The 19,461-nt window shown below is 52.0% G+C and carries 25 protein-coding genes; 19 read left to right on the top strand and 6 right to left on the bottom strand.

Features of this window, described 5'->3' with window-relative positions; translation table 11 throughout:
• Positions 1-19 precede the first annotated feature (19 nt).
• Both HUE57_RS11125 and HUE57_RS11120 read left to right on the top strand, forming a co-directional pair.
• Entirely contained in the window at positions 20-694 is a 675-nt protein-coding gene (locus tag HUE57_RS11125; RefSeq protein WP_078483328.1) for a Bax inhibitor-1/YccA family protein, read from the top strand.
• Positions 695-758: 64 nt separating this feature from the next.
• Positions 759-938, top strand: coding sequence for a hypothetical protein (locus tag HUE57_RS11120; RefSeq protein WP_078483327.1), 180 nt, complete (start codon positions 759-761; stop codon positions 936-938).
• Between the two features lie 47 nt (positions 939-985).
• Here HUE57_RS11120 and HUE57_RS11115 read toward each other — a convergent pair whose 3' ends face one another.
• Positions 986-1,531: a hypothetical protein gene (locus tag HUE57_RS11115; RefSeq protein ID WP_078483326.1), complete on the bottom strand. Its 546-nt coding sequence runs from the start codon at positions 1,529-1,531 to the stop codon at positions 986-988.
• Between the two features lie 28 nt (positions 1,532-1,559).
• Positions 1,560-2,942 (bottom strand): neutral/alkaline non-lysosomal ceramidase N-terminal domain-containing protein, encoded by a 1,383-nt coding sequence (locus HUE57_RS11110; protein WP_078483325.1) that lies wholly within the window; start codon positions 2,940-2,942, stop codon positions 1,560-1,562.
• A gap of 153 nt (positions 2,943-3,095) precedes the next feature.
• On the opposite strand from HUE57_RS11110, the gene HUE57_RS11105 reads away from it, so the two are divergent.
• Genes HUE57_RS11105 through HUE57_RS11095 form a run of 3 tightly spaced genes read left to right on the top strand, consistent with a single transcriptional unit; the run spans position 3,096 to position 4,438 of the window.
• Positions 3,096-3,683: an Sfum_1244 family protein gene (locus tag HUE57_RS11105; protein ID WP_174673178.1), complete on the top strand. Its 588-nt coding sequence runs from the start codon at positions 3,096-3,098 to the stop codon at positions 3,681-3,683.
• Complete coding sequence (locus tag HUE57_RS11100; RefSeq protein WP_174673177.1) at positions 3,632-3,838, top strand: hypothetical protein; 207 nt, start codon at positions 3,632-3,634, stop codon at positions 3,836-3,838. The genes HUE57_RS11105 and HUE57_RS11100 overlap by 52 nt, the downstream gene beginning before the upstream one ends.
• Before the next feature lie 48 nt (positions 3,839-3,886).
• Positions 3,887-4,438 carry an Sfum_1244 family protein gene (locus HUE57_RS11095; protein WP_174673176.1) on the top strand — a complete coding sequence of 184 codons (552 nt, stop codon included), beginning with the start codon at positions 3,887-3,889 and terminating at the stop codon, positions 4,436-4,438.
• Between the two features lie 54 nt (positions 4,439-4,492).
• On the opposite strand, the gene HUE57_RS11090 is transcribed toward HUE57_RS11095, so the two are convergent.
• The 3 genes from HUE57_RS11090 to HUE57_RS11080 are packed head-to-tail and all read right to left on the bottom strand — an operon-like array spanning position 4,493 to position 6,254.
• Positions 4,493-4,834, bottom strand: a complete 342-nt coding sequence (locus HUE57_RS11090; RefSeq protein WP_078483323.1) for a TusE/DsrC/DsvC family sulfur relay protein — start codon at positions 4,832-4,834, stop codon at positions 4,493-4,495.
• A 50-nt stretch (positions 4,835-4,884) separates the two neighbouring features.
• Positions 4,885-5,547 carry a type I-MYXAN CRISPR-associated protein Cas6/Cmx6 gene (cas6, locus tag HUE57_RS11085; protein ID WP_078483322.1) on the bottom strand — a complete coding sequence of 221 codons (663 nt, stop codon included), beginning with the start codon at positions 5,545-5,547 and terminating at the stop codon, positions 4,885-4,887.
• A gap of 2 nt (positions 5,548-5,549) precedes the next feature.
• Positions 5,550-6,254, bottom strand: a complete 705-nt coding sequence (locus tag HUE57_RS11080; protein ID WP_078483321.1) for a hypothetical protein — start codon at positions 6,252-6,254, stop codon at positions 5,550-5,552.
• A gap of 53 nt (positions 6,255-6,307) precedes the next feature.
• Here HUE57_RS11080 and HUE57_RS11075 point away from each other — a divergent pair, with 53 nt between their 5' ends.
• Positions 6,308-6,580 (top strand): hypothetical protein, encoded by a 273-nt coding sequence (locus HUE57_RS11075; RefSeq protein WP_174673175.1) that lies wholly within the window; start codon positions 6,308-6,310, stop codon positions 6,578-6,580.
• A 98-nt stretch (positions 6,581-6,678) separates the two neighbouring features.
• On the opposite strand, the gene HUE57_RS11070 is transcribed toward HUE57_RS11075, so the two are convergent.
• Positions 6,679-6,858, bottom strand: coding sequence for a sulfur relay protein DsrC (locus HUE57_RS11070; protein WP_078483320.1), 180 nt, complete (start codon positions 6,856-6,858; stop codon positions 6,679-6,681).
• Between the two features lie 516 nt (positions 6,859-7,374).
• Between HUE57_RS11070 and dsrA the strand changes: the two genes are divergently transcribed.
• From dsrA to HUE57_RS11005, 13 genes are all read left to right on the top strand, one after another.
• On the top strand, positions 7,375-8,619 hold the full coding sequence (gene dsrA, locus HUE57_RS11065; protein ID WP_078483319.1) for a dissimilatory-type sulfite reductase subunit alpha: 1,245 nt from the start codon (positions 7,375-7,377) through the stop codon (positions 8,617-8,619).
• Between the two features lie 88 nt (positions 8,620-8,707).
• Complete coding sequence (dsrB, locus tag HUE57_RS11060; RefSeq protein ID WP_078483318.1) at positions 8,708-9,778, top strand: dissimilatory-type sulfite reductase subunit beta; 1,071 nt, start codon at positions 8,708-8,710, stop codon at positions 9,776-9,778.
• 32 nt (positions 9,779-9,810) lie between these two features.
• On the top strand, positions 9,811-10,203 hold the full coding sequence (tusD, locus tag HUE57_RS11055; protein WP_078483317.1) for a sulfurtransferase complex subunit TusD: 393 nt from the start codon (positions 9,811-9,813) through the stop codon (positions 10,201-10,203).
• 13 nt (positions 10,204-10,216) lie between these two features.
• Positions 10,217-10,609 carry a sulfurtransferase complex subunit TusC gene (gene tusC / locus HUE57_RS11050; RefSeq protein ID WP_408021564.1) on the top strand — a complete coding sequence of 131 codons (393 nt, stop codon included), beginning with the start codon at positions 10,217-10,219 and terminating at the stop codon, positions 10,607-10,609.
• A 12-nt stretch (positions 10,610-10,621) separates the two neighbouring features.
• Positions 10,622-10,924, top strand: coding sequence for a sulfurtransferase complex subunit TusB (tusB, locus tag HUE57_RS11045; protein WP_172840217.1), 303 nt, complete (start codon positions 10,622-10,624; stop codon positions 10,922-10,924).
• 44 nt (positions 10,925-10,968) lie between these two features.
• Positions 10,969-11,301 carry a TusE/DsrC/DsvC family sulfur relay protein gene (locus HUE57_RS11040; RefSeq protein ID WP_078483315.1) on the top strand — a complete coding sequence of 111 codons (333 nt, stop codon included), beginning with the start codon at positions 10,969-10,971 and terminating at the stop codon, positions 11,299-11,301.
• 86 nt (positions 11,302-11,387) lie between these two features.
• The gene (locus HUE57_RS11035) at positions 11,388-12,116 is read left to right on the top strand and encodes a respiratory nitrate reductase subunit gamma (RefSeq protein ID WP_174673174.1); all 729 of its coding nucleotides are present in this window, start codon (positions 11,388-11,390) and stop codon (positions 12,114-12,116) included.
• Positions 12,117-12,161: 45 nt separating this feature from the next.
• Entirely contained in the window at positions 12,162-13,745 is a 1,584-nt protein-coding gene (gene dsrK, locus HUE57_RS11030; protein ID WP_078483313.1) for a sulfate reduction electron transfer complex DsrMKJOP subunit DsrK, read from the top strand.
• 101 nt (positions 13,746-13,846) lie between these two features.
• On the top strand, positions 13,847-15,844 hold the full coding sequence (locus HUE57_RS11025) for an NAD(P)-binding protein (protein ID WP_078483312.1): 1,998 nt from the start codon (positions 13,847-13,849) through the stop codon (positions 15,842-15,844).
• An 18-nt stretch (positions 15,845-15,862) separates the two neighbouring features.
• On the top strand, positions 15,863-16,300 hold the full coding sequence (locus HUE57_RS11020) for a hypothetical protein (RefSeq protein WP_135622112.1): 438 nt from the start codon (positions 15,863-15,865) through the stop codon (positions 16,298-16,300).
• Complete coding sequence (dsrO, locus tag HUE57_RS11015) at positions 16,293-17,033, top strand: sulfate reduction electron transfer complex DsrMKJOP subunit DsrO (protein WP_078483310.1); 741 nt, start codon at positions 16,293-16,295, stop codon at positions 17,031-17,033. Before HUE57_RS11020 ends, dsrO begins: the two co-directional genes overlap by 8 nt.
• A gap of 41 nt (positions 17,034-17,074) precedes the next feature.
• Positions 17,075-18,289, top strand: coding sequence for an NrfD/PsrC family molybdoenzyme membrane anchor subunit (gene nrfD, locus HUE57_RS11010; RefSeq protein ID WP_078483309.1), 1,215 nt, complete (start codon positions 17,075-17,077; stop codon positions 18,287-18,289).
• A 167-nt stretch (positions 18,290-18,456) separates the two neighbouring features.
• Positions 18,457-19,461 carry a glycosyl transferase family protein gene (locus tag HUE57_RS11005; protein WP_078483308.1) on the top strand — a complete coding sequence of 335 codons (1,005 nt, stop codon included), beginning with the start codon at positions 18,457-18,459 and terminating at the stop codon, positions 19,459-19,461.

Here is a 19,461-nt window from a genome sequence, read left to right as displayed (position 1 = left end):
AAACTGGAGATCATCAATAATGAACCTGAGCCAATCAAACGCGACCAACACCAACGTTGAGAGCGTACTCGCTACCAACAAGGTGATTCGAAATACCTATTTACTGCTGTCGATGACGCTGATCTTCAGCGCTGTGACTGCCGTCGCCTCAATGGCGATGAATATGGGCATCATGACCAATCTGGCCAGCTCTGGTATTGCGCTGCTGCTGATGTGGTTTGTACTGCCTCGCACTGCCAATTCTGGCGCAGGCGTCGGTGTTGTCTTTGCAATTACCGGCCTACTCGGTTTTGGCCTCGGCCCGATTCTCAACCACTATCTGGCCATGCAGAACGGCGGCCAGCTGATCGCAACTGCAGCTGGTGGTACCGGAATCATCTTCATGGCCCTGTCGGCCTATGCACTGACCACTCGCAAAGATTTCAGCTTCATGGGTGGCTTCCTGATGGTTGGCCTGATTGTCGCGATTGTCGCTTCGCTGGCTAACATCTTCATGGGCATCCCTGCACTGTCACTGGCGATATCAGCTGCGGTCATCATGATCATGAGCGGCCTGATTCTTTATGACACAAGCCGCATGATCCATGATCCGAATGCGAACTATGTGATGATGACGGTCGGTCTCTTCCTCAGCATTCTCAACATCTTCACCAGCCTGCTTCACATTCTTGGTGCATTCTCAGGTGACGATTGATTCATAAGCGATAGAGAAACCAGAAAGCCCCGCCTAGGCGGGGCTTTCTTTTGGAGGATAGAAAATGGATTGGTTAAAGATTGGATCGGCAATACTACTTGTGATGATGCTGTTCTACCTGTGGCCGCGCGCCAGTCACATGCTGAAGAACAGCCCCAAGGGGTCAAGCAAGGATTGGATGGGTGCAATCATACCTATCGCACTGGTGATCGCCTTCGTCTTCCTGCTTGTTATGGCCGTCTAGCGTGAAGTGTTGATTCAATTGCCTGACTCGGTTGTTAACTCGATCTATTAGTCGAGTAGATCAGCAACACTCTTGCGTAAGGTTTTTACCAGATCGGGACCGATAACCTCAGCTGCAAACTCAATCGCAAACTTGTTCTTCTCACCGCCCATTATGCCGTCGACACAGCGCCCCAGATGGCTCAGGAAGGGATAACCCGGCTCCTCCCCCTGAAACTTCAACTCTGCGTACTCTGCGGCTCGGTTGTTGAGCTTTTCTATCACAACAGGACGGTAGTCACCCGGTCCCTGCACATCGAGCATATTATCGACCGTATGTTCAATCAGATGACCCGCCAGGGTGGAGATAAAGGCCTGACGATCCTCATCCTCAAGACGGATATAGGCCAGACGATCAGCCACCTGAAGCTCAAAGGCGACAAACTCTGCAATAATCTCCAGCTGGTGGCTGTATGAGTCGGTACGGAAACCATCATTCTCCATCTGATTGAGACCATTCATAGCTGCACGCCAGGCGACAAAGCCCATTACGCTAGCGCTCTCCTCGAGCGACTTACCCTCTTTGTCTTTGTGCCATTTTGTCTTGATACGCACTGCTCTACCTCTCTTGGACGAATTTTCTCTACTCGATATGGGGCGTCACAGCACGTTCTACAAGGCGTAGCGTGAGGTCATCGAAGTAGTCACCACCCCACGGTCCAAGCAGGTTGGCGCGGCGCGTCTCATAACGATTGAAGTGGTAGTGTGATTGGGGCATCAGATAGCCAATATAGTCGCCATTGAAGCTGGTCGGCCAGAAGGCGATGCCATCGCCCTCAAATCTGTCACGCAGGCGATCGGCGATATCGAGCGAGAGATCACCAGGATAGCCGACCAGTACCAACTTACCGATACGCAACAGCTGCAATTGGCTCTTCTGATCATGAATAATACCGCTGAGAAACGTACTGAGACGCCAACCATCAGCGATATTGACCGAGAGCACCGGCAGATCAACCTCCAGCAGATAGCTCGAGACAGGCGCCTCTAACGCTAACAGACTCATGCCAGGCTTACCCTTACTCGCTGCAAGTGACACATAGCGTTCACCAATGCGTCGTGCCACCTCATCAAGTTTCTGTTCCCGATCGAGATCGACACGAGGCGTCTTGGTACTGCCCACCGCGCCCACGGCAAACAGCACCTCCCCTCCCAGCTGCTTGGCCAACAGCTGCTGCAACTTCGCCGGATAGTCACCACTGACTCTGTAGTTGCGTTTACCGAGTATCGTTGGATGGGCAGGAAAGGAGACTAATGAGGCAAAGGGACGCTTAGACTTTAGATGCGAAAGCTGTAGCAGATTGAGCGTTGCAGAGGCCTCTATCTCTCTATCCAGGGCGTGACGCATTAGAGATTGTGAACTGGGTGCATCGAGTCGCTGCTGCCGATAACTAAGCCTGACCGGAAGCATTGAGGCTCGACTCTCCAGCACGGCTCGGCTAAAGGACGAAACCATGCGCTCAAACTGGGCTGGATCGAAGTTGCCCAAAGCGTACTGTGAGACCATATCTTCACCATAACCACCTGGACCCGAGTGGGTATGAGTAGCCGTGAAGAAGATTGCACCCCGTTCAACACCACTGCGTTGTACCACCGCATCAACTAGCTGTGGAATTGGCAATAGGTAGTCAGCTGCAACTATCGTTACCAGCGCCTCGCCAGCCTTAATCGACAATGCCTTCACAAACACACGATCTCGCACGCCAACATTCTCTTTCGGATTTCGTGCTGAATAACCGGCCAGGGGCACCCCCATCGGAGGGGTGATATCGATCACAGAGAGTCCCGCACTCAGCTTCCCATTCCCTGATATTACGGGCTGTAACTGATCAATGCGGGTGAAGGTCTGCTGGCTATAGGACTGCCCAAGATAATCGTCGTGATTTGTGGGCCAGGGGCCTACAAAGAGCACAAACAGTAGCAGTAGTAGTACAACGATCAACAAACTTCGTTGACCGCCACTCATTGAGTTCACTTTTTCACTCTCTGTTGACACGTATCGGCTCTATTGGTTTTTGCAGCGTAGTCAGTATCAAGCACGCATGATATCTTACTAAAGACAGACTATTTTAATAGGTCTTATTGTCGGTGTCGGCAATGTCGTCGACGAGGAGTGACCGTGAGCAGCGAAATCGACAGCCTCATAGAAACCGTACAGCAAAATTGTCACATCTCGGATGCTCGTTTTGCTCAGAACTATACCCTCTGCATCTACCTGCTCAAAATGCGAGAGCTCTATCGCTGGGAACAGGGGCATGGTTATGAAGAGAAGCTTGCTCATGAGGCATTGGGTGGCTGGATAACAGAGCGAGAGGCGCTCTGGGATCGAGTTGAAAATGACGCCTTTTCCGATCTCAGCTTCGCATCACAACTGTTCTCTCCCTTTGAGAGCGACATGCTCAACAACAAACTTTTTCCACACGGGTACGTCTATAGCGGCGGATATGGGCGCTTTGCCAAACCACTCTTTGTTGTTGCTGAACTGGAGTCCCAGCAACAACATCAGGCAATGAATATTGTTATTACTGGCCGAGAGCTGGCACGAGATATTGTCGCACCCCCCGCCATGACCCAAGGCAAAACCATTATCGTACGACGTGAATCGCTGCAACGCATGCTTTGGGAGCGTATTGAAGAGTCCGGGAGTCGCTATTTTTGCGGAAGCTTGTTTTGGGCATCCAAGCCCAAGCAAGCGGCAAATACTTAACGCGACCGTTTATGCCTACGGCGCCCCGACCGTCCTGCGTACGCTGCGTAATCACCTCTTCGCGGCTCTACACAACTCCCTCAGTGACTCTACGCCGACATAAAGCCGCTGCTGCATCTTCTTCGTCGTCCGCTCGCGCTCTCAACTACGAATAGGCAGACGGCGTCGACTATCGGGGACTAACCGCCCTCACTTCGCTCTCCATGGCGGTCAGCGGGGGTTGGAAGGAGTACGAAAACAGCATGGGGCGAGCCCTGAGCAGCTATAGCTTTAAAGATAGTCCTGCAGAGATCCTTGAAGAGATGACCAACAACGAGATTGAGGCCGTTGTTCTGCATGAAATCGGGGAGTATCAGTGCGGAGAGCGACTCAATCCATTGTGGAACGAGATGGTGATGTCAATTGCTGGCACAAAGAGTGAACTCTATGCACGCGCTATTCGTGACCATATTGCTGACGCTATCTCCACCCTGCCACAATTAATCGCAACGCAGAACACTCCTTCTATTCATTTCTATATGGCCAATTTCAGTGGTATTCGTCGAGAAATTTTCCCCGCCCTACTCGATGTATATAAACAGTGGTGCAGCAGTGACAATGGCTCTCTTACCCCAGTAAAAACCTGTATTGATCGTGGCCTCGAACACTGGGTTTCAATAGCCAATGAGATGGTCAACATCTATAACAACAGCAGCGAGTACGAGCGGATAGATCGTCTTGAAGCGATGATCAATCTAGCCAAACTCGAGACATAAAAAAACCGGCGCCTCGTGTTAGCGAGGCGCCGGTTTTATCAGCCATCGTAAGGCTTAGTAGCCGCCCTTACGCTTGGTCTCAGGGGTACCAGCAATCTTGCCAGCCTGCTTGGCAGGTCCCTTAGGGAAGTGCTCGTAGAGGCTCTTGGCGTTGATACTTGAGTCATCCCACGCACCCTTGAAGTGCTTGACCATGTTGCGCTCATTAGGCTGGTTGCCACCGTTGTTGAGGAACTCGTCACGCAGGTAGTTGATGATATCCCAGCCACGCGCGCTGATTTCAACACCTTCGGCCGCAGCGATAGCCTTGGCAACATCTTCATTCCAGTCTTCAACATTCTCAATGTAACCATTAGCGTTTGCAGCTATGGTCTGGCCATTTACTTCGTACGACATACTATCTTCTCCTAGCTTTGTGTTTTAACACGATCCAAATCTGATTGAATTTATATTCGTTGTATTCCCTTATGGGGAATAAAGAGTCCACAACCGATGTTGCGTCCCCTACCGAGCCCCAGTTTCTGTAACTGCAGCGAGTCCTCTTTGCTGATATCAGCCAGCATCAGACTACGAGCCTGCAGCTCACGACCAGGAACCCTAATCGTGTGGGTTCTGCCACACATCATCTTCTTGCAGCGAATCCCTATCTCTTGCAACTGCTCAGAGACGAACTCGAGGAACTGCTCTTCGCTCTCATCACCATCGGTAATGATGTAACGGGCATATATTGTACTCACAGGATTGAGCAGACGCACGTTCGCCTTGCCCACCTCCAGTGTATAACCATCAAGATCGAGTTTTTGACCGGTCAGGACTCCTGCATCCTCAACTCGTTCATTCGGCAGACGCAGCACCAACTTGGTTCGCTTGGAGATATACATCGCACCGCCATCATCGGGACGCTGCCAGCCATTACCGCTCTCGGCACCATGAATCTGATGCAGACCACAACCAGTCTCATCGGTTAACCAGGGCAAAACGCGCTCAACGGCCTGAGAGAGCAGATAGGCATGCTCAACCGGAATCTGAGTAGCCACCAGCGAAAAAGCCAGATCGACGATATCCTCCGGCCGTTTTATAGTTTCGTCTTCATCCTCTTCCCAGAACATAATCAGCTCTCCGGAAGCTGTTCCTGCAGCGCCTCACGATCAAACCACCAATCTTCCTGTACCAGCACATCAATCACGTTACGCAATCGAATCAAGAACTTATCAGGATCCTTGAGTTCAAGCCGCTCCATCCAAAGATCAAAAGCATCCTGTCCTTCAATATTGCTATGGCGCCTTGCGACATTCGCCAGCAAATTACCCGCATAGAGGGTTAGATCCTCGCGCTTTTTACCCTCACTACGCATATCAGCCAGAAAATAGGCTGTTGTTGCTGCTACAGCTGCACCATCTGAGTCGTGCGGCGTCTCATCAACGACATATTCGAGCATCGCAACACTCACCTGAGGATCGATTGGGTAGGTCACTGAAAGCCAAATGCCCTGACCCAGTGCGGGTAATGCATCATCCATCTCAGCCTTGAAGATAACCTCACAGGCTTGAGCAGCCTGTTCCCACTGCTCATTTTCTAAGAAGACCTTAAAAGCGTCATGGCCATTTTGCCACGCCTCTTCACTCTCACCGACCTGATGCTGCAGACTGCTTATATCGAGCAGGAGATTGGCACGATTAACAGCGGAGGCATCAGTCGTGAGATCAGAGAGCTGATCTTTTAATGCTGTCAGCTGCACAATAATAGACTCTTCGGAGGGCTCAGCATCGCTGGCACAATCCATATTGGCAGGTAGTTCAGTATTCAACTGGGTCATACAGACACCCTCATCTCTAACACAAAATATTTGACACCGGGGAGTCGCTATTTTTGCGAAAGTTTGTTTTGGGCATCCAAGCCCAAGCAAACAGCAAAAACTTAACGCGACCATTTATGCCTACGGCGCCCCGACCGTCCTGCGTACGTTGCGTAATCACCTCTTCGCGGCTCTACACAACTCCCTCAGTGACTCTACGCCGACATAAAGCCGCTGCTGCATCTTCTTCGTCGTCCGCTCGCGCTCTCAACTACGAATATGCAGACGGCGTCGACTATCGCGGACTAACCGCCTTCGCTTCGCTATCCATGGCGGTCAGCGGTTGATGGGCACTATTTGCTGAGAATCAACCGTAGCACTTAGTAATTTCTGACACTACAACATCACATATCACATTAACTAAATATCATTACTCATTGTTATATCAGGTAAATGCGGCTTCCAGCCTATCTTCCCAATTCTCAGGCGTATCGTTATAAGGCGGCTTCACATCGATTTTAAAAAAGCGCTCCCCCCCTTTTGCCCTTGCCGTGATCACCTCAAGCAGTGCCTCAAAGGACTCCAGCTCAGTATGCTGAATCATCACTTCACTCAGATATAACATCGCCCTACTCCACAATTTGATCAATGCAATAATTTATAGACAAACAATCGACACATGATACCCGCAATCGGCATATCACCGACATACTACCCCTGCGATAGAGGTGGATAAGTGTCCGACTATTTTGGTTGGATAATAGCGCGCGCAAAGTTAAATGTTAAGTATTTATTAATATTCTAACCATAATTACACCTTATTATATAGGACACTATTTTTTACAATCCCTCACCTCAGCAGCTAGCTATTACCATTTGTGCTGTGATAAGTTCGCTAACCCTCATGAAGAGCTGTCACACCTGCCATCGGACGGCAAAGCACCTATCCCCTTTGGGATAGGTATAAAACTCTTGAACCACCCCATCAGCGGGATGTGACTCAGGGGTAGCGTGCTACTACACTATGCACCACCGTAAAGGTCTAGTGCTGAAGTTGTACGGGAAGTACCTGTTTAATCCCGGGTGGCATAACAACGGCAACCAACAACTGTAGATTCTATTAATTTAAGGAGAAAGCGACATGGGTAAGAACCTCCATGACACTCCGATGCTCGATCAGCTGGAAAGCGGCCCATGGCCTAGCTTTGTAACCGGTCTCAAGCGTCTTGCGAACGACAACGATATGATGGTCGACCTGCTGGGTCAGCTGGAAACCTCATACGAAACCCGTAAGGGCTACTGGAAAGGCGGCACCGTCGGCGTTATCGGTTACGGCGGCGGCATCATTCCTCGCTTCACCGAACTGCTCGATGACAACAAAGAGCCTCTGTTCCCTGAAGCTGCTGAGTTCCACACCCTGCGTATCATGCCTCCTGCCGGCATGCACTATGACACCAACACCCTGCGTAAGATGTGTGATGTCTGGGAAAAGTACGGTTCAGGCCTTATCGCTTTCCACGGCCAGTCTGGTGACATCATGTTCCAGGGCTGCACCACCGACAACGTACAGCCTGCTTTTGATGAGCTGAACGAAATGGGCTTCGACCTCGGCGGCGCCGGTCCTGCTGTCCGTACCGGTATGTCATGTGTTGGTGCTGCTCGTTGTGAGCACTCTTGTGTTAATGAGCAGAAGGTTCACCGCATGCTGGTCAATGCATTCCTTGATGATATGCATCGCCCTGCACTGCCTTACAAGTTCAAGTTCAAGGTTTCCGGTTGCGGAAACGATTGCATGAACTCTATCCAGCGTGCTGACCTCGCTACCATCGGTACCTGGCGCGACGACATGAAGGTCGATCAGGACGAGGTCAAAGCATATGTTGCTGACAAGGGTCGTAAGTATGTTATCGACAATGTCATCACCCGCTGCCCAACTCAGGCCCTGTCTCTGAATGACGACGACACCCTGGCTGTTGATAACAGCAACTGCGTACGCTGCATGCACTGCATCAACGTGATGACCAAGGCACTCTCCCCTGGCGACGACAAGGGTGTAACCCTGCTCGTTGGTGGTAAGCGTACTCTGAAGATCGGCGATCTGATGGGCACCGTAGTCGTTCCTTTCATGAAGCTTGAAGATGATGATGATTTCGAAGCCCTTGAAGAGCTGGCTGGCGAGATGATCGACTTCTTCGCCGAGAATGCTCTCGAGCATGAGCGTACCGGTGAGATGATCGAGCGTATTGGCCTGATCAATTTCCTTGAAGGCATTGGCCTCGAGGTTGATCCAAACATGGTCAACCAGACCCGTACCAGTAACTACTTCCGTGCCGATGATTGGGATGAGGAAGCTGGTAAGTGGAACGAGCGCAAGGCTGCCGGTTAATCGGTCTGTTCCTGAAATGATAAGCGGGGTATGGCTAACATGCCGTACCCCGCAAGACTAAATAAATATAGTTTTTTTGGAGGTTAACATGTCAGCACCTCGTATGCCTGATGAGTGCGGAGTACCAGATCCGTTCCCCTACATGCACCCAACCATGAAGGAGAACTTCGGCGACTGGAAGTATCACGATCGTCCTCGTCCCGGCGTTCTTCATCACGTTGCCAACGGTGGCGACCAGATCTGGACTGTTCGCGCAGGTACCCAGCGTCAGATGGATCTCTACACCATTCGTAAGCTCTGTGATATCGCAGATGAGTTTGCAGACGGCTTTGTCCGTTTCACCATCCGCTCAAACATCGAGTACATGGTCACCGATGAGTCACGCGTTCAGCCGCTGATCGACAAGCTCGGCGAAGAGGGCTTCCCTGTCGGTGGTACCGGTAACTCTGTATCAATGATCTCTCACACTCAGGGTTGGTTGCACTGCGACATCCCTGGTACCGATGCATCCGGTGCTGTTAAGGCCCTGATGGATGAGCTCTACGACGAGTTCACCAAGGAAGAGATGCCTAACCGTGTTCGTATGACCACCTCTTGCTGCCAGATCAACTGTGGTGGTCAGGGTGATATCGCGATCAACATTCAGCACACCAAGCCACCTAAGATCAACCATGATCTGGTTGCTAACGTCTGTGAGCGTCCAACGGTTGTTGCTCGCTGTCCAGTTGCTGCGATTCGTCCTGCACTGGTTAATGGCAAGCCTTCACTTGAGATCGACGAGAAGAAGTGTGTCTGCTGTGGCGCCTGCTTCCCACCCTGCCCTCCCATGCAGATCAACGATCCTGAGCACTCGAAGTTTGCGATCTGGATTGGTGGTAAGAACTCTAACGCTCGTACCAAGCCGACCTTCCACAAGCTGGTTGCTGCTGGTATCCCTAACAACCCTCCTCGCTGGCCTGAGGTTGCTGAAGTTGTTAAGAACATCCTCTCTGTTTACAAAGAAGATGCTAAGGACTACGAGCGTATTGGTGAGTGGGTTGATCGCATCGGTTGGTCTCGTTTCTTTGAGAAGACCGGTCTGCCGTTCACCAAGTACCACATCGATAACTGGCGTGGTGCTCGCACCAGCCTGAACGCTTCGGCACACATCCGCTTCTAAGCGGCCGTTAAGTAACTAGGAGTTAACCCTTCATGAAGTTCTCAATACAGGTTAACGAGGGGCCATATACCCATCAGGCTTCCGATAGTGCGTTCAAGTTTGCGAGCGCCGCATTGGAGAAGGGACACGAAATCTTTCGTATCTTCTTCTACCACGATGGCGTAAACAACGCGACTCGTCTGACCACTCCTCCTCAGGATGACCGTCACATCGTCAACCGCTGGAGCGATCTTGCTGATAAGCATGGCGTCGATCTCGTCGTCTGTGTTGCTGCGGCCCAGCGCCGCGGTATCGCAGATGCCGATGAGTCAAAGCGCAACGGTAAGGATGCAGACAATCTCGCACCCGGTTTCCGTATCTCAGGTCTGGGCCAGCTTATTGAAGCAGGCATTCAGGCTGATCGTCTGGTTGTATTTGGCGACTAATCAGCGGAGTTGAATGATGAGTGATGAAATGATGGAAGACGGGGGCCCCGTCAAAAAGTTTCTGTACATGAACCGCAAGGCTCCGTACGGAACTGTATACGCCCTGGAATCCTTGGAAGTTGTACTGATTGGAGCAGCATTTGAGCAGGACGTAAGTCTGGTCTTCGCTGATGATGGTCTCTACCAGATTGCCAAGGGTCAGGATACTGCCGGTATCGAGATGAAGAACTTCTCTCCTACCTACCGCGCTCTTGAGATGTATGACGTAGAACAACTCTACGTTGAGAAAGAGTCATTGGAGGCTCGCGGCCTCACAGCAGAAGACTTCGTCGTAGAAGTTGAAGTTAAGACTGCTGAAGAGATCCGCGACCTTATGGAAGAGCAGGACGTAGTCCTGAGCTTTTAAGGGGAGTTCAACATGTTGCTACACACAGTAAATAAATCACCGTTCGAAAAGAATGCCCTGGATAGCTGCCTTCGCATGGCTAAGGCCGGCAGCAGCATCCTGCTGATCGAGGACGGAGTATACGCCGCCACCAACAACACCTCAGTATCTGAAAAGGTTAAGGGTGTTATGGGTGACATTACCGTCTACGCGCTTGAGGAAGATGTAAAAGCACGTGGAATGCAAGATAAGGTAATGGATGGCATCAAGCTTGTAGATTATGCCGGTTTCGTGGATCTTGTCGCCGAAAGCGACAACGTCTCTGCTTGGCTTTAATCCAAATTTAGTTCAATTACTTTTTTAAGTTAAGGAGAGAAATCATGCCATTAGACGTTGAAGGTAAGAGCCTTGAGACCGACGAAGAAGGTTACCTGGTCGATCTGACCGAGTGGACCGAGCCTGCTGCACTTGAGCTGGCTAAGACCGAAAACCTGGAACTGACCGAGAGCCACTGGGAAGTTATTCACTTCCTGCGTGAGTACTACAACGAGTTCCAGATCGCTCCTGCTGTACGCGTTCTGACCAAGGCAATTGGTAAGAAGCTTGGCAAGGAAAAGGGCAACAGCAAGTACCTCTATGAGCTGTTCCCTTACGGTCCTGCAAAGCAGGCTTGTAAGATCGCTGGACTGCCTAAGCCTACTGGTTGTATCTAAGCTTTAGCTGTCCTGAGGGGAGGCTCACGCCTCCCCTTCTCTTACTAACTTTATTTCAGTGATGTTTAGCTGGAGGTCCGATTAACATGTCGTTCCTTACAGGGTTTTATGCCCTACTGTTTTATACCGCAACGGTTCTGTTTGTAGTTGGAATTGGCTATAAGATTCGCCAATACGCTACAACACCTGCTCCGTTAAAAATTCCTACAACTCCTGCGCCAATCACTACAAGTGGCGTAGTAGTTCGCATGGCCCGTGAGGTCGTGCTATTTGAAAGCCTATTCCGATCTAATCGCTGGATCTGGGTCTTTGGCTGGATGTTCCATGTCGCTTTAGCGCTGGTTCTTGTCCGTCACGTACGTTATTTCCAGGATCCCGTGTGGGAACTGATCGTACTGGCACAGCCATTCGGTAAATATGCCGGCTTCGCGATGATCGCGGGCCTTGGCGGCCTCTGGGCGCGCCGCATCTTTGTTGAACGTATCCGTTATATCACTAACCCGTCTGATCACCTGATCCTGGCACTACTGGTTGCGATTGGTGTTAGCGGTCTCGGCATGAAGTATGTGGCACACACCGACATTGTCGCACTGAAGTCATTCATGCTTGGTCTAATGACCTTCAGCTTTAAGCCACTACCGACCGATGGTTTCCTACTGATTCACCTGCTGCTGGTAGCCGTATTGATGATCATCTTCCCGATCAGCAAATTACTGCATGCGCCTGGTGTCTTCTTCAGCCCAACACGTAATCAGGCCGACAACCCCCGTGAGAAACGTCACGTGGCGCCTTGGGCAGCAGAGCTTGATAAGTAATCAAGCCGGTTATTAACGAAAAATAGAATTATTCAGGAGTATCGCGTGGCCGATTTCCAGACACCGCAGATGAAGGAATTTCCGATTATTCCGGATCTGCAAAACGATGCGACATCACACCTTAGTCCCTTTATCGCTAAGCCGAACCACAATGAGGATATCGGCTTCCCCGGTGAGTTGGTTGATAACTGGGAAGAGAAAGCCATCGACAAGATGGGCGATCTGCTCGGTAAGTACCGCTCTCTTCGTGTCTATCTCGATAGCTGTGTAAAGTGTGGTGCCTGCACCGACAAGTGCCACTATTTCCAAGGTACCTACGATCCTAAGAACATGCCGGTTGCTCGTCAGGACCTGCTACGTAGTGTCTACCGCCGCTACTTCACCTTTGCGGGTAAATTCTTTGCCAAACTCGGCATGCCTGGCATCGTCGGCGCACGCGAGATGAACCGTGAAGTACTGGATGAGTGGTACAGCTACTTCCACCAGTGCTCACAGTGTCGTCGTTGCTCAGTCTTCTGCCCCTACGGTATCGATACCGCAGAAATCTCTATGGCGGCTCGTGAGATCATGGACTCTATTGGCCATGGTCAGAAGTACTGTAATGAGATCCTCGGTAAACTACAGAAGATTGGTAACAATCTGGGTCTACCAGAGAAGGCTCTCAAGGCGACTCTTGCAGAGTTCGAAGAGGAGATTGAGGATGAGACCGGCGTTGAGGTCCGCATCCCTATTGATGAGCAGGGTGCCGATGTTCTACTCATCACCCCCTCTGCCGACTTCTTTGCTGAGCCGCACATTGATGGTCTGATGGGTTATGCCAAGGTCTTCCATGCTGCGGGGGTCAAATGGACGCTGAGCACCTACGCCTCTGAAGCGGCCAACTTCTCGATGTTTATCGGCAGCTACTCCAATATGAAGGTCGTGGCTGAACGTATTAGAAAGGCGGCAATCGACCTCGGCGTTAAGCGCATCATTGTCGGTGAGTGTGGTCACGCCTGGCGCGTTGCATACAGTTTCTGGAATACCACCGCTGGAATCGGCTCTGGTGCCGATGAAAATGATGTCTATGCCCAGCAGCTCCAGAAACAGCTCGACCATAGCTACCCTATTCCTCAGCACATCTGTGAGTTCACCAACGATCTAATCGAAAAGGGTGAACTGAATCTCGACAAATCACGTAACGACCACCGCGTTGTTACCTTCCACGACTCATGCAACGTCGCGCGTGGCAGTCGCATGGGCACCACCCCTGGTGGCCAGTTCGACATTCCTCGCGAGGTCATCAAGGCGTGCTGCAATAACTACGTCGACATGGAACCCGAAACGATTCGTGAAAAGACCTACTGCTGCGGTGGCGGCGGCGGTCTGCTGACCGATGATCTAATGGAGATTCGCGTCAAGGGCGCACTACCACGCATGGAAGCACTCAAGAGCGTGGTTGATGAACATAAGGTCACCAATCTGGCTGCGATCTGTGCAATCTGTAAGGCACAGTTTGCCAAGGTCCTGCCCTACTACGGTTTCCCAATGGATATGATCACCAGTACTCACCAGCTGGTTAAAGACGCCATCATTCTCCCCGGTGAGGGTGAAGGTAATGATGACGATCAGGAAGAAAACGAAGATTAATAGCAATAGCTAAACCACAATTAAATTTTTCTTAAAGCAGTGAAACCCAACCCTAATAGTTGGATAGAACTGCAGAATTTTAAGCTTTAGGAGATTCGAGCATGGCTACAAGCAGCGAAGATATGAACAACGATCTGACATTCCGTCGATATGAAGATGGCGACAGCAAAACCTCGGCATGGTCAGAGCAGATCTTCCAGGCCAGCTGGTCGCACAAGTGCCCCACCTACGTACACCGTACCCCCCCATGCCAGGGCAGCTGCCCTGCAGGTGAGGATATCCGCGGCTGGCTCGACATCGTTCGCGGTATCGAGAAACCAGTTGGCGATATGGATTGGCAGGAGTATGCATTCCGCCGTTCAACTAACGCCAACCCCTTCCCTTCAATCATGGGTCGTGTCTGCCCCGCTCCTTGTCAGGACGGCTGTAACCGTAACCAGGTTGAAGACTTCGTCGGTATCAACTCTATCGAGCAGTACATCGGTGACACCGCACTGGCCAACAACTACCAGTTCGATGCACCCGCTCCTGAGACCGGTAAGAAGGTAGCGATCATCGGTGGCGGACCAGCGGGCCTGGCAGCTGCCTACCAGCTGCGTCGTCGTGGCCACGGTGCGACCGTATTTGATGACCACGAAGAGCTCGGCGGCTTCATGCGTTACGGCATTCCTGGCTACCGTACTCCTCGCGACGTACTCGACGGTGAGATCAAGCGCATCACCGACATGGGCGTAGAGGTTCGTACCAGCACCCGTATCGGTAAAGACATCCCAATGGACCAGATCGAGAAGGATTACGACGCCGTACTCTGGGCGATCGGTACCCACTCTGGTCGTAACATCCCGGTTGAGGGTGCAGATGCCGTCAACTGTATCTCTGGTATCGCCTTCCTCGCAGCCTTTAATGAAGGCCGCCTGCAGGCAGTCACCGGTAAGGTAATCGTCATCGGTGGTGGTGACACCTCGATCGACGTCGCCTCTGTTGCCCGTCGCCTCGGTGCAATCACCGAAGTCCACGAAAATGATCGTGCCGAGAACGTTATCCTCGGCCAGACCGCACACGACGTGGCAGCGACTGCCAAGCGTGAAGGCGCTGACGTTATGCTCACCTCACTCTTCCCCGTTGAAGAGATGACCGCTGCAGAACACGAAGTTCGTGATGCAACCAACGAGGGTGTTGAGATTCGTGGCAGCGTAATGCCTCTTGAAGTCATCAAGGGTGCCGATGGTCGCGCCACCGCACTGAAGATTGCCAAGTGTGAGATGGTCGATGGTCGTCCTACCGTTATTGAAGGCTCTGAAGAGACCATCGAGTGTGACCTGGTCGTATCTGCGATCGGTCAGAGCGGTAACATGGAAGGCATCGAATCAGTCGACAACGGCAAGGGTTTCATTGATGCCGACGCCAACTTCCAGGTTCCTGGCAAGGCGGGTCACTTCGTTGCTGGCGATATCGTTCGCCCTCACCTGCTGACCACCGCTATCGGCCAGGCTTCTATCGCAGCCGACGGTATTGATCGCTACCTCGACAATCAAGAGATGAGCAAGCGTCCGAAGGTCGACGTTCATCACTTCAACCTGATGCGTAAGCTGGTTGAGACCGATCACAGCCCAGTGGACTTCCACGCAGCAGGTCGCGATGAGATCAAGAAGGCCGAAGGTTTTGCTAAGGAGATCGATCTGGGTCTGCGTGGTACCTCTGAGAACGACTGGGCGGTACACAACTACGAAGATCGTGCTACCAACGAGATCATTCCTTCAACCAACCTGTTCCTCGGCCACTTCGAGTTCACCGACCGCATTAAGCGTGACGAGATCTCAATCGGCTCAGATGAAGTGCTCGGTAACTACCAGGAGCGTCTGGTCTGTCTGACCACAGAGCAGGCACAGGAAGAGGCTGGTCGCTGCATGAGCTGCGGCATGTGCTTCGAGTGTGATAACTGCGTTGTCTTCTGTCCTCAGGAGGCTGTTAAGAAGACCCCGGCTAAGGATTCAACCACTGGCCGTTACGTCTTCACTGACTACAGCCGTTGTATCGGTTGTCACATCTGCGCCGACGTCTGCCCCACCGGTTACATCGACATGGGCATGGGTGAATAAGGAATCGTTATGGTTTCGATGAAGAAAATAGTTCAACTACTGGCTGCTGCCGCACTCGCTCTGAGTCTCGTAGCGGTTGCCCATGCGGCTGAGCATGAGACTGGTACCGGCGCTAAGGGTGAACAGTGCGTCGAGCCGACCGATTTCATGCGACACAACCACATGGATCTGATCAGGCATCAACGTGATGCAACCATGCGCGATGGCATCCGCACCAGCAAACACAGCCTCAAAGGGTGCATCGATTGTCATGCTAAGCAAGATGGTGACGGTCAGTTCATGAGCGTGAAGAACCCTGAGCACTTCTGTAGCGGCTGCCATAAATATGCAGCGGTTAGCGTCGACTGCTTCCAGTGTCACACCTCTAAACCCTCTGAAGAGAGAGCCAAACTGGGCAACGCAACCATCAACGAAACGTTGAAGGCCCAAATTGCCGAGGTTAATGTCAATGAGTAACCACGCAGATAAACAAGTAAAAGATCAGTCGCGTCGTCGTTTTATCGCCGGTACGGCTGCTGCTGCCAGTGTCACCATCGCACCAGGCGTACTGCTCTCAACGGCACACGCCAAACCAGCAGATGAAGCAGTTACCGACAAGGTTCGCTGGGGCATGCTGATCGACACCAACAAGTGTGCTAAGGGGTGTAACGACTGTGTGAGCGCCTGTAATGAAGAGCATGCGCTGACTACACACGGCCGTCCAGAGACCGATACCCAGTACATCCGCAAGGTTGAACTGCGTGAGAAGGCCACTGGTGCTGTTCACTCGCTGCCACTGATGTGCCAGCACTGTGAGAATCCACCCTGTGCCGATGTCTGCCCAACGGGTGCTTCGTTCAAACGCGCGGATGGTATCGTTCTGGTCGACAAACACATCTGTATCGGCTGTCGCTATTGCATGATGGCCTGCCCCTATAAGGCTCGCTCATTTGTGCACGAGACTGTCGAGGATCAGAAGCCCTATTCACCTCGTGGCAAGGGCACTGTAGAGGCGTGTACGCTCTGCGTTCATCGTGTCGACGAGGACGGTACACCAGCCTGTGTTGAGTCCTGCGGCGAAGACGCGATGGTGTTTGGTGATCTCAACGATCCAGAGAGCAACATCGCCAAGGCCGTTAAGACCCACGCAACCACCCAGATTCGTGCCGACCTCGGCCTTAATCCTGGCGTGCGTTACCAGGGCATCTGAGCTTACAACTAACAGCTTTATAAAAGCGGGTATTGAGACTGATGAAAAAGATCGTCTATCGCGACATTATTGGACACATGCAGGGCTTCTACTCCCTGCTAATCATCCTTGGTGGCTTCATCCTGGCTGCACTGGGTTCGACCTACTACATGGAGCATAACGGTCACTGGGTGACCGGTATGAGTAACCAGATCGTCTGGGGCACACCGCACGTGTTTGCGGTATTCCTGATCGTTGCGGCCTCCGGTGCACTCAACGTAGCCTCAATCGGCTCCGTGTTTGGCAAGAAGATGTACAAACCTTTGGCGCCACTCTCAGCAATCATGGCTATAGCGCTGCTGATTGGTGGTCTGATGGTACTGGTCCTCGATCTCGGCCGTCCTGATCGTCTGATCGTGGCAATGACCACCTACAACTTCAAGTCGATCTTTGCCTGGAACATCCTGCTCTATAATGGCTTCCTGGTTATCGTACTGGCCTATCTCTGGACCATGATGGAACGTCGTATGAACCCCTACTCCAGAGCGGTTGGTACCTTCGCATTTGTCTGGCGTTTGGTACTTACCACCGGTACCGGTTCAATCTTCGGCTTCCTGGTTGCCCGTCAGGCCTACGATGCAGCGATCATGGCTCCGATGTTTGTCGTCATGTCATTCGCCTTCGGCCTTGCAATCTTTCTACTGGTACTGATGTTCACCTACAACGCCATTGAGCGTCCGCTGGGCGATGCGATGATCAAACGCATGAAGAACCTGCTCGGTGTATTTGTGGCCGGTGTGCTCTACTTCGTCATCACCCAGCACGTTACCAATCTCTACGCCACTGAACACCATGCGGTTGAACGCTTCATCCTGCTTGATGGCGGTATCTACACCAAACTGTTCTGGATCGGTCAGATCCTGCTCGGCTCGCTGGTACCTCTGGCTATCCTCTACCATCCGAAACTGGGTGCCTCACGTAACTGGATTGCCAGTGCAGCGGGTCTGGTTATCCTCGGTGGCCTGATACAGATGTATGTACTCATCATTGGCGGACAGGCCTTCCCACTGATGATGTTCCCTGGCTATGAGGTGAGCAGCAGCTTCTTTGATGGTGCCGTGAACGGCATTGCCCACAGCTACGCACCGACTCTGCCTGAAATAATGCTCGGTCTGGGTGGTTTTGCCACCGCCCTGTTGCTGATTTTGATGGCGGTCAAGACACTCCACATTCTTCCGGAGAGCCTGGCTGACGAGGTTGTCGACCCGCACCACTAAGTCACATTAGCTTCGAAATGGCCGCCTTTATAGGCGGCCATTTTGTTTCTACCCTAGAAAATAGTGAAAACCATGAGCTCAGGGAACGTGTCAGACCTTGAATTATGGCAAGATAGACCGAATCTAAAGTGCTTGATCGCATAGCATCCACAGAATGAGGTAACACCATGTCACAACAGGAACACCCCTTCGCCCCCTTTATCCGTATTCTTGGTAAAGGCAAGAACGGTTCACGTGCCCTGACTCAGGAGGAAGCGCATCAGGCGATGCGCATGATTCTTAACGATGAGGTCGAGCCAGAACAGTTAGGTGCCTTCCTGATGCTAATGCGCGTCAAAGAGGAGAGCCCGGAAGAGTTAGCGGGGTTTGTTGCAGCGACACGTGAGTGCCTTGAGCTCCCCGACACTCAGTTGCAGGTGGACCTCGACTGGTCCTCCTATGCCGGCAAACGCCGTCATCTACCCTGGTTCCTGCTCTCTGCCCTGCTGCTGGCAGAGAGTGGCGTACGTATATTCATGCACGGCGCTAGCGGTCATACAGCAGGACGCATCTATACCAAGGATGTGTTGGGTCACTTCGGTATGACCCCCTGTAACTCAATTGCCGATGCTATCGATAAGATGGAGCAGAATAACTTCGCCTACCTCGATCTCGAGCAGCTCTCTCCCAAACTGCACCAGATTATCGAGTTGCGCCCCGTACTTGGGTTACGCTCACCGGTGCATACCCTCTCACGTCTGCTAAACCCCTTTAAGGCGCCTTATGTACTTCAGGGCATCTTCCACCCCGGTTACCGTCCGATGCACCAGGAGGCAGCCATCCTGCTTGAGCAGCCGCATTTGGCCGTTATTAAAGGAGAAGGTGGTGAGATCGAGCGTAATCCTGATATCGCCTGTCTGGTGCAGAGCGTACATGACGGTGAGATGAGCGATGAGGAGTGGCCACCGATGTTTAAACGACGCCATGTAAAGGATGCTGATCTCAATCTTGACCAGTTGGCGGCACTCTGGAACGGAACTCACGAAGATGAATATGCAGAGGCATCGGTTGTTGGCACAGTTGCCATCACCCTGAAGATGATGGGACGTGCCGACTCAATCGAGAGTGCCGAAGCCGCTGCTCGCGAGATGTGGGAAAACCGCAATCGTGAACGCTACGGTGCTGCTGCCTAA

Source organism: Candidatus Reidiella endopervernicosa (genome assembly GCF_013343005.1).
Lineage (GTDB): Bacteria > Pseudomonadota > Gammaproteobacteria.
Note: the sequence above shows the minus strand (reverse complement) of the source record. Positions and strands in the feature narration are given on the sequence as shown.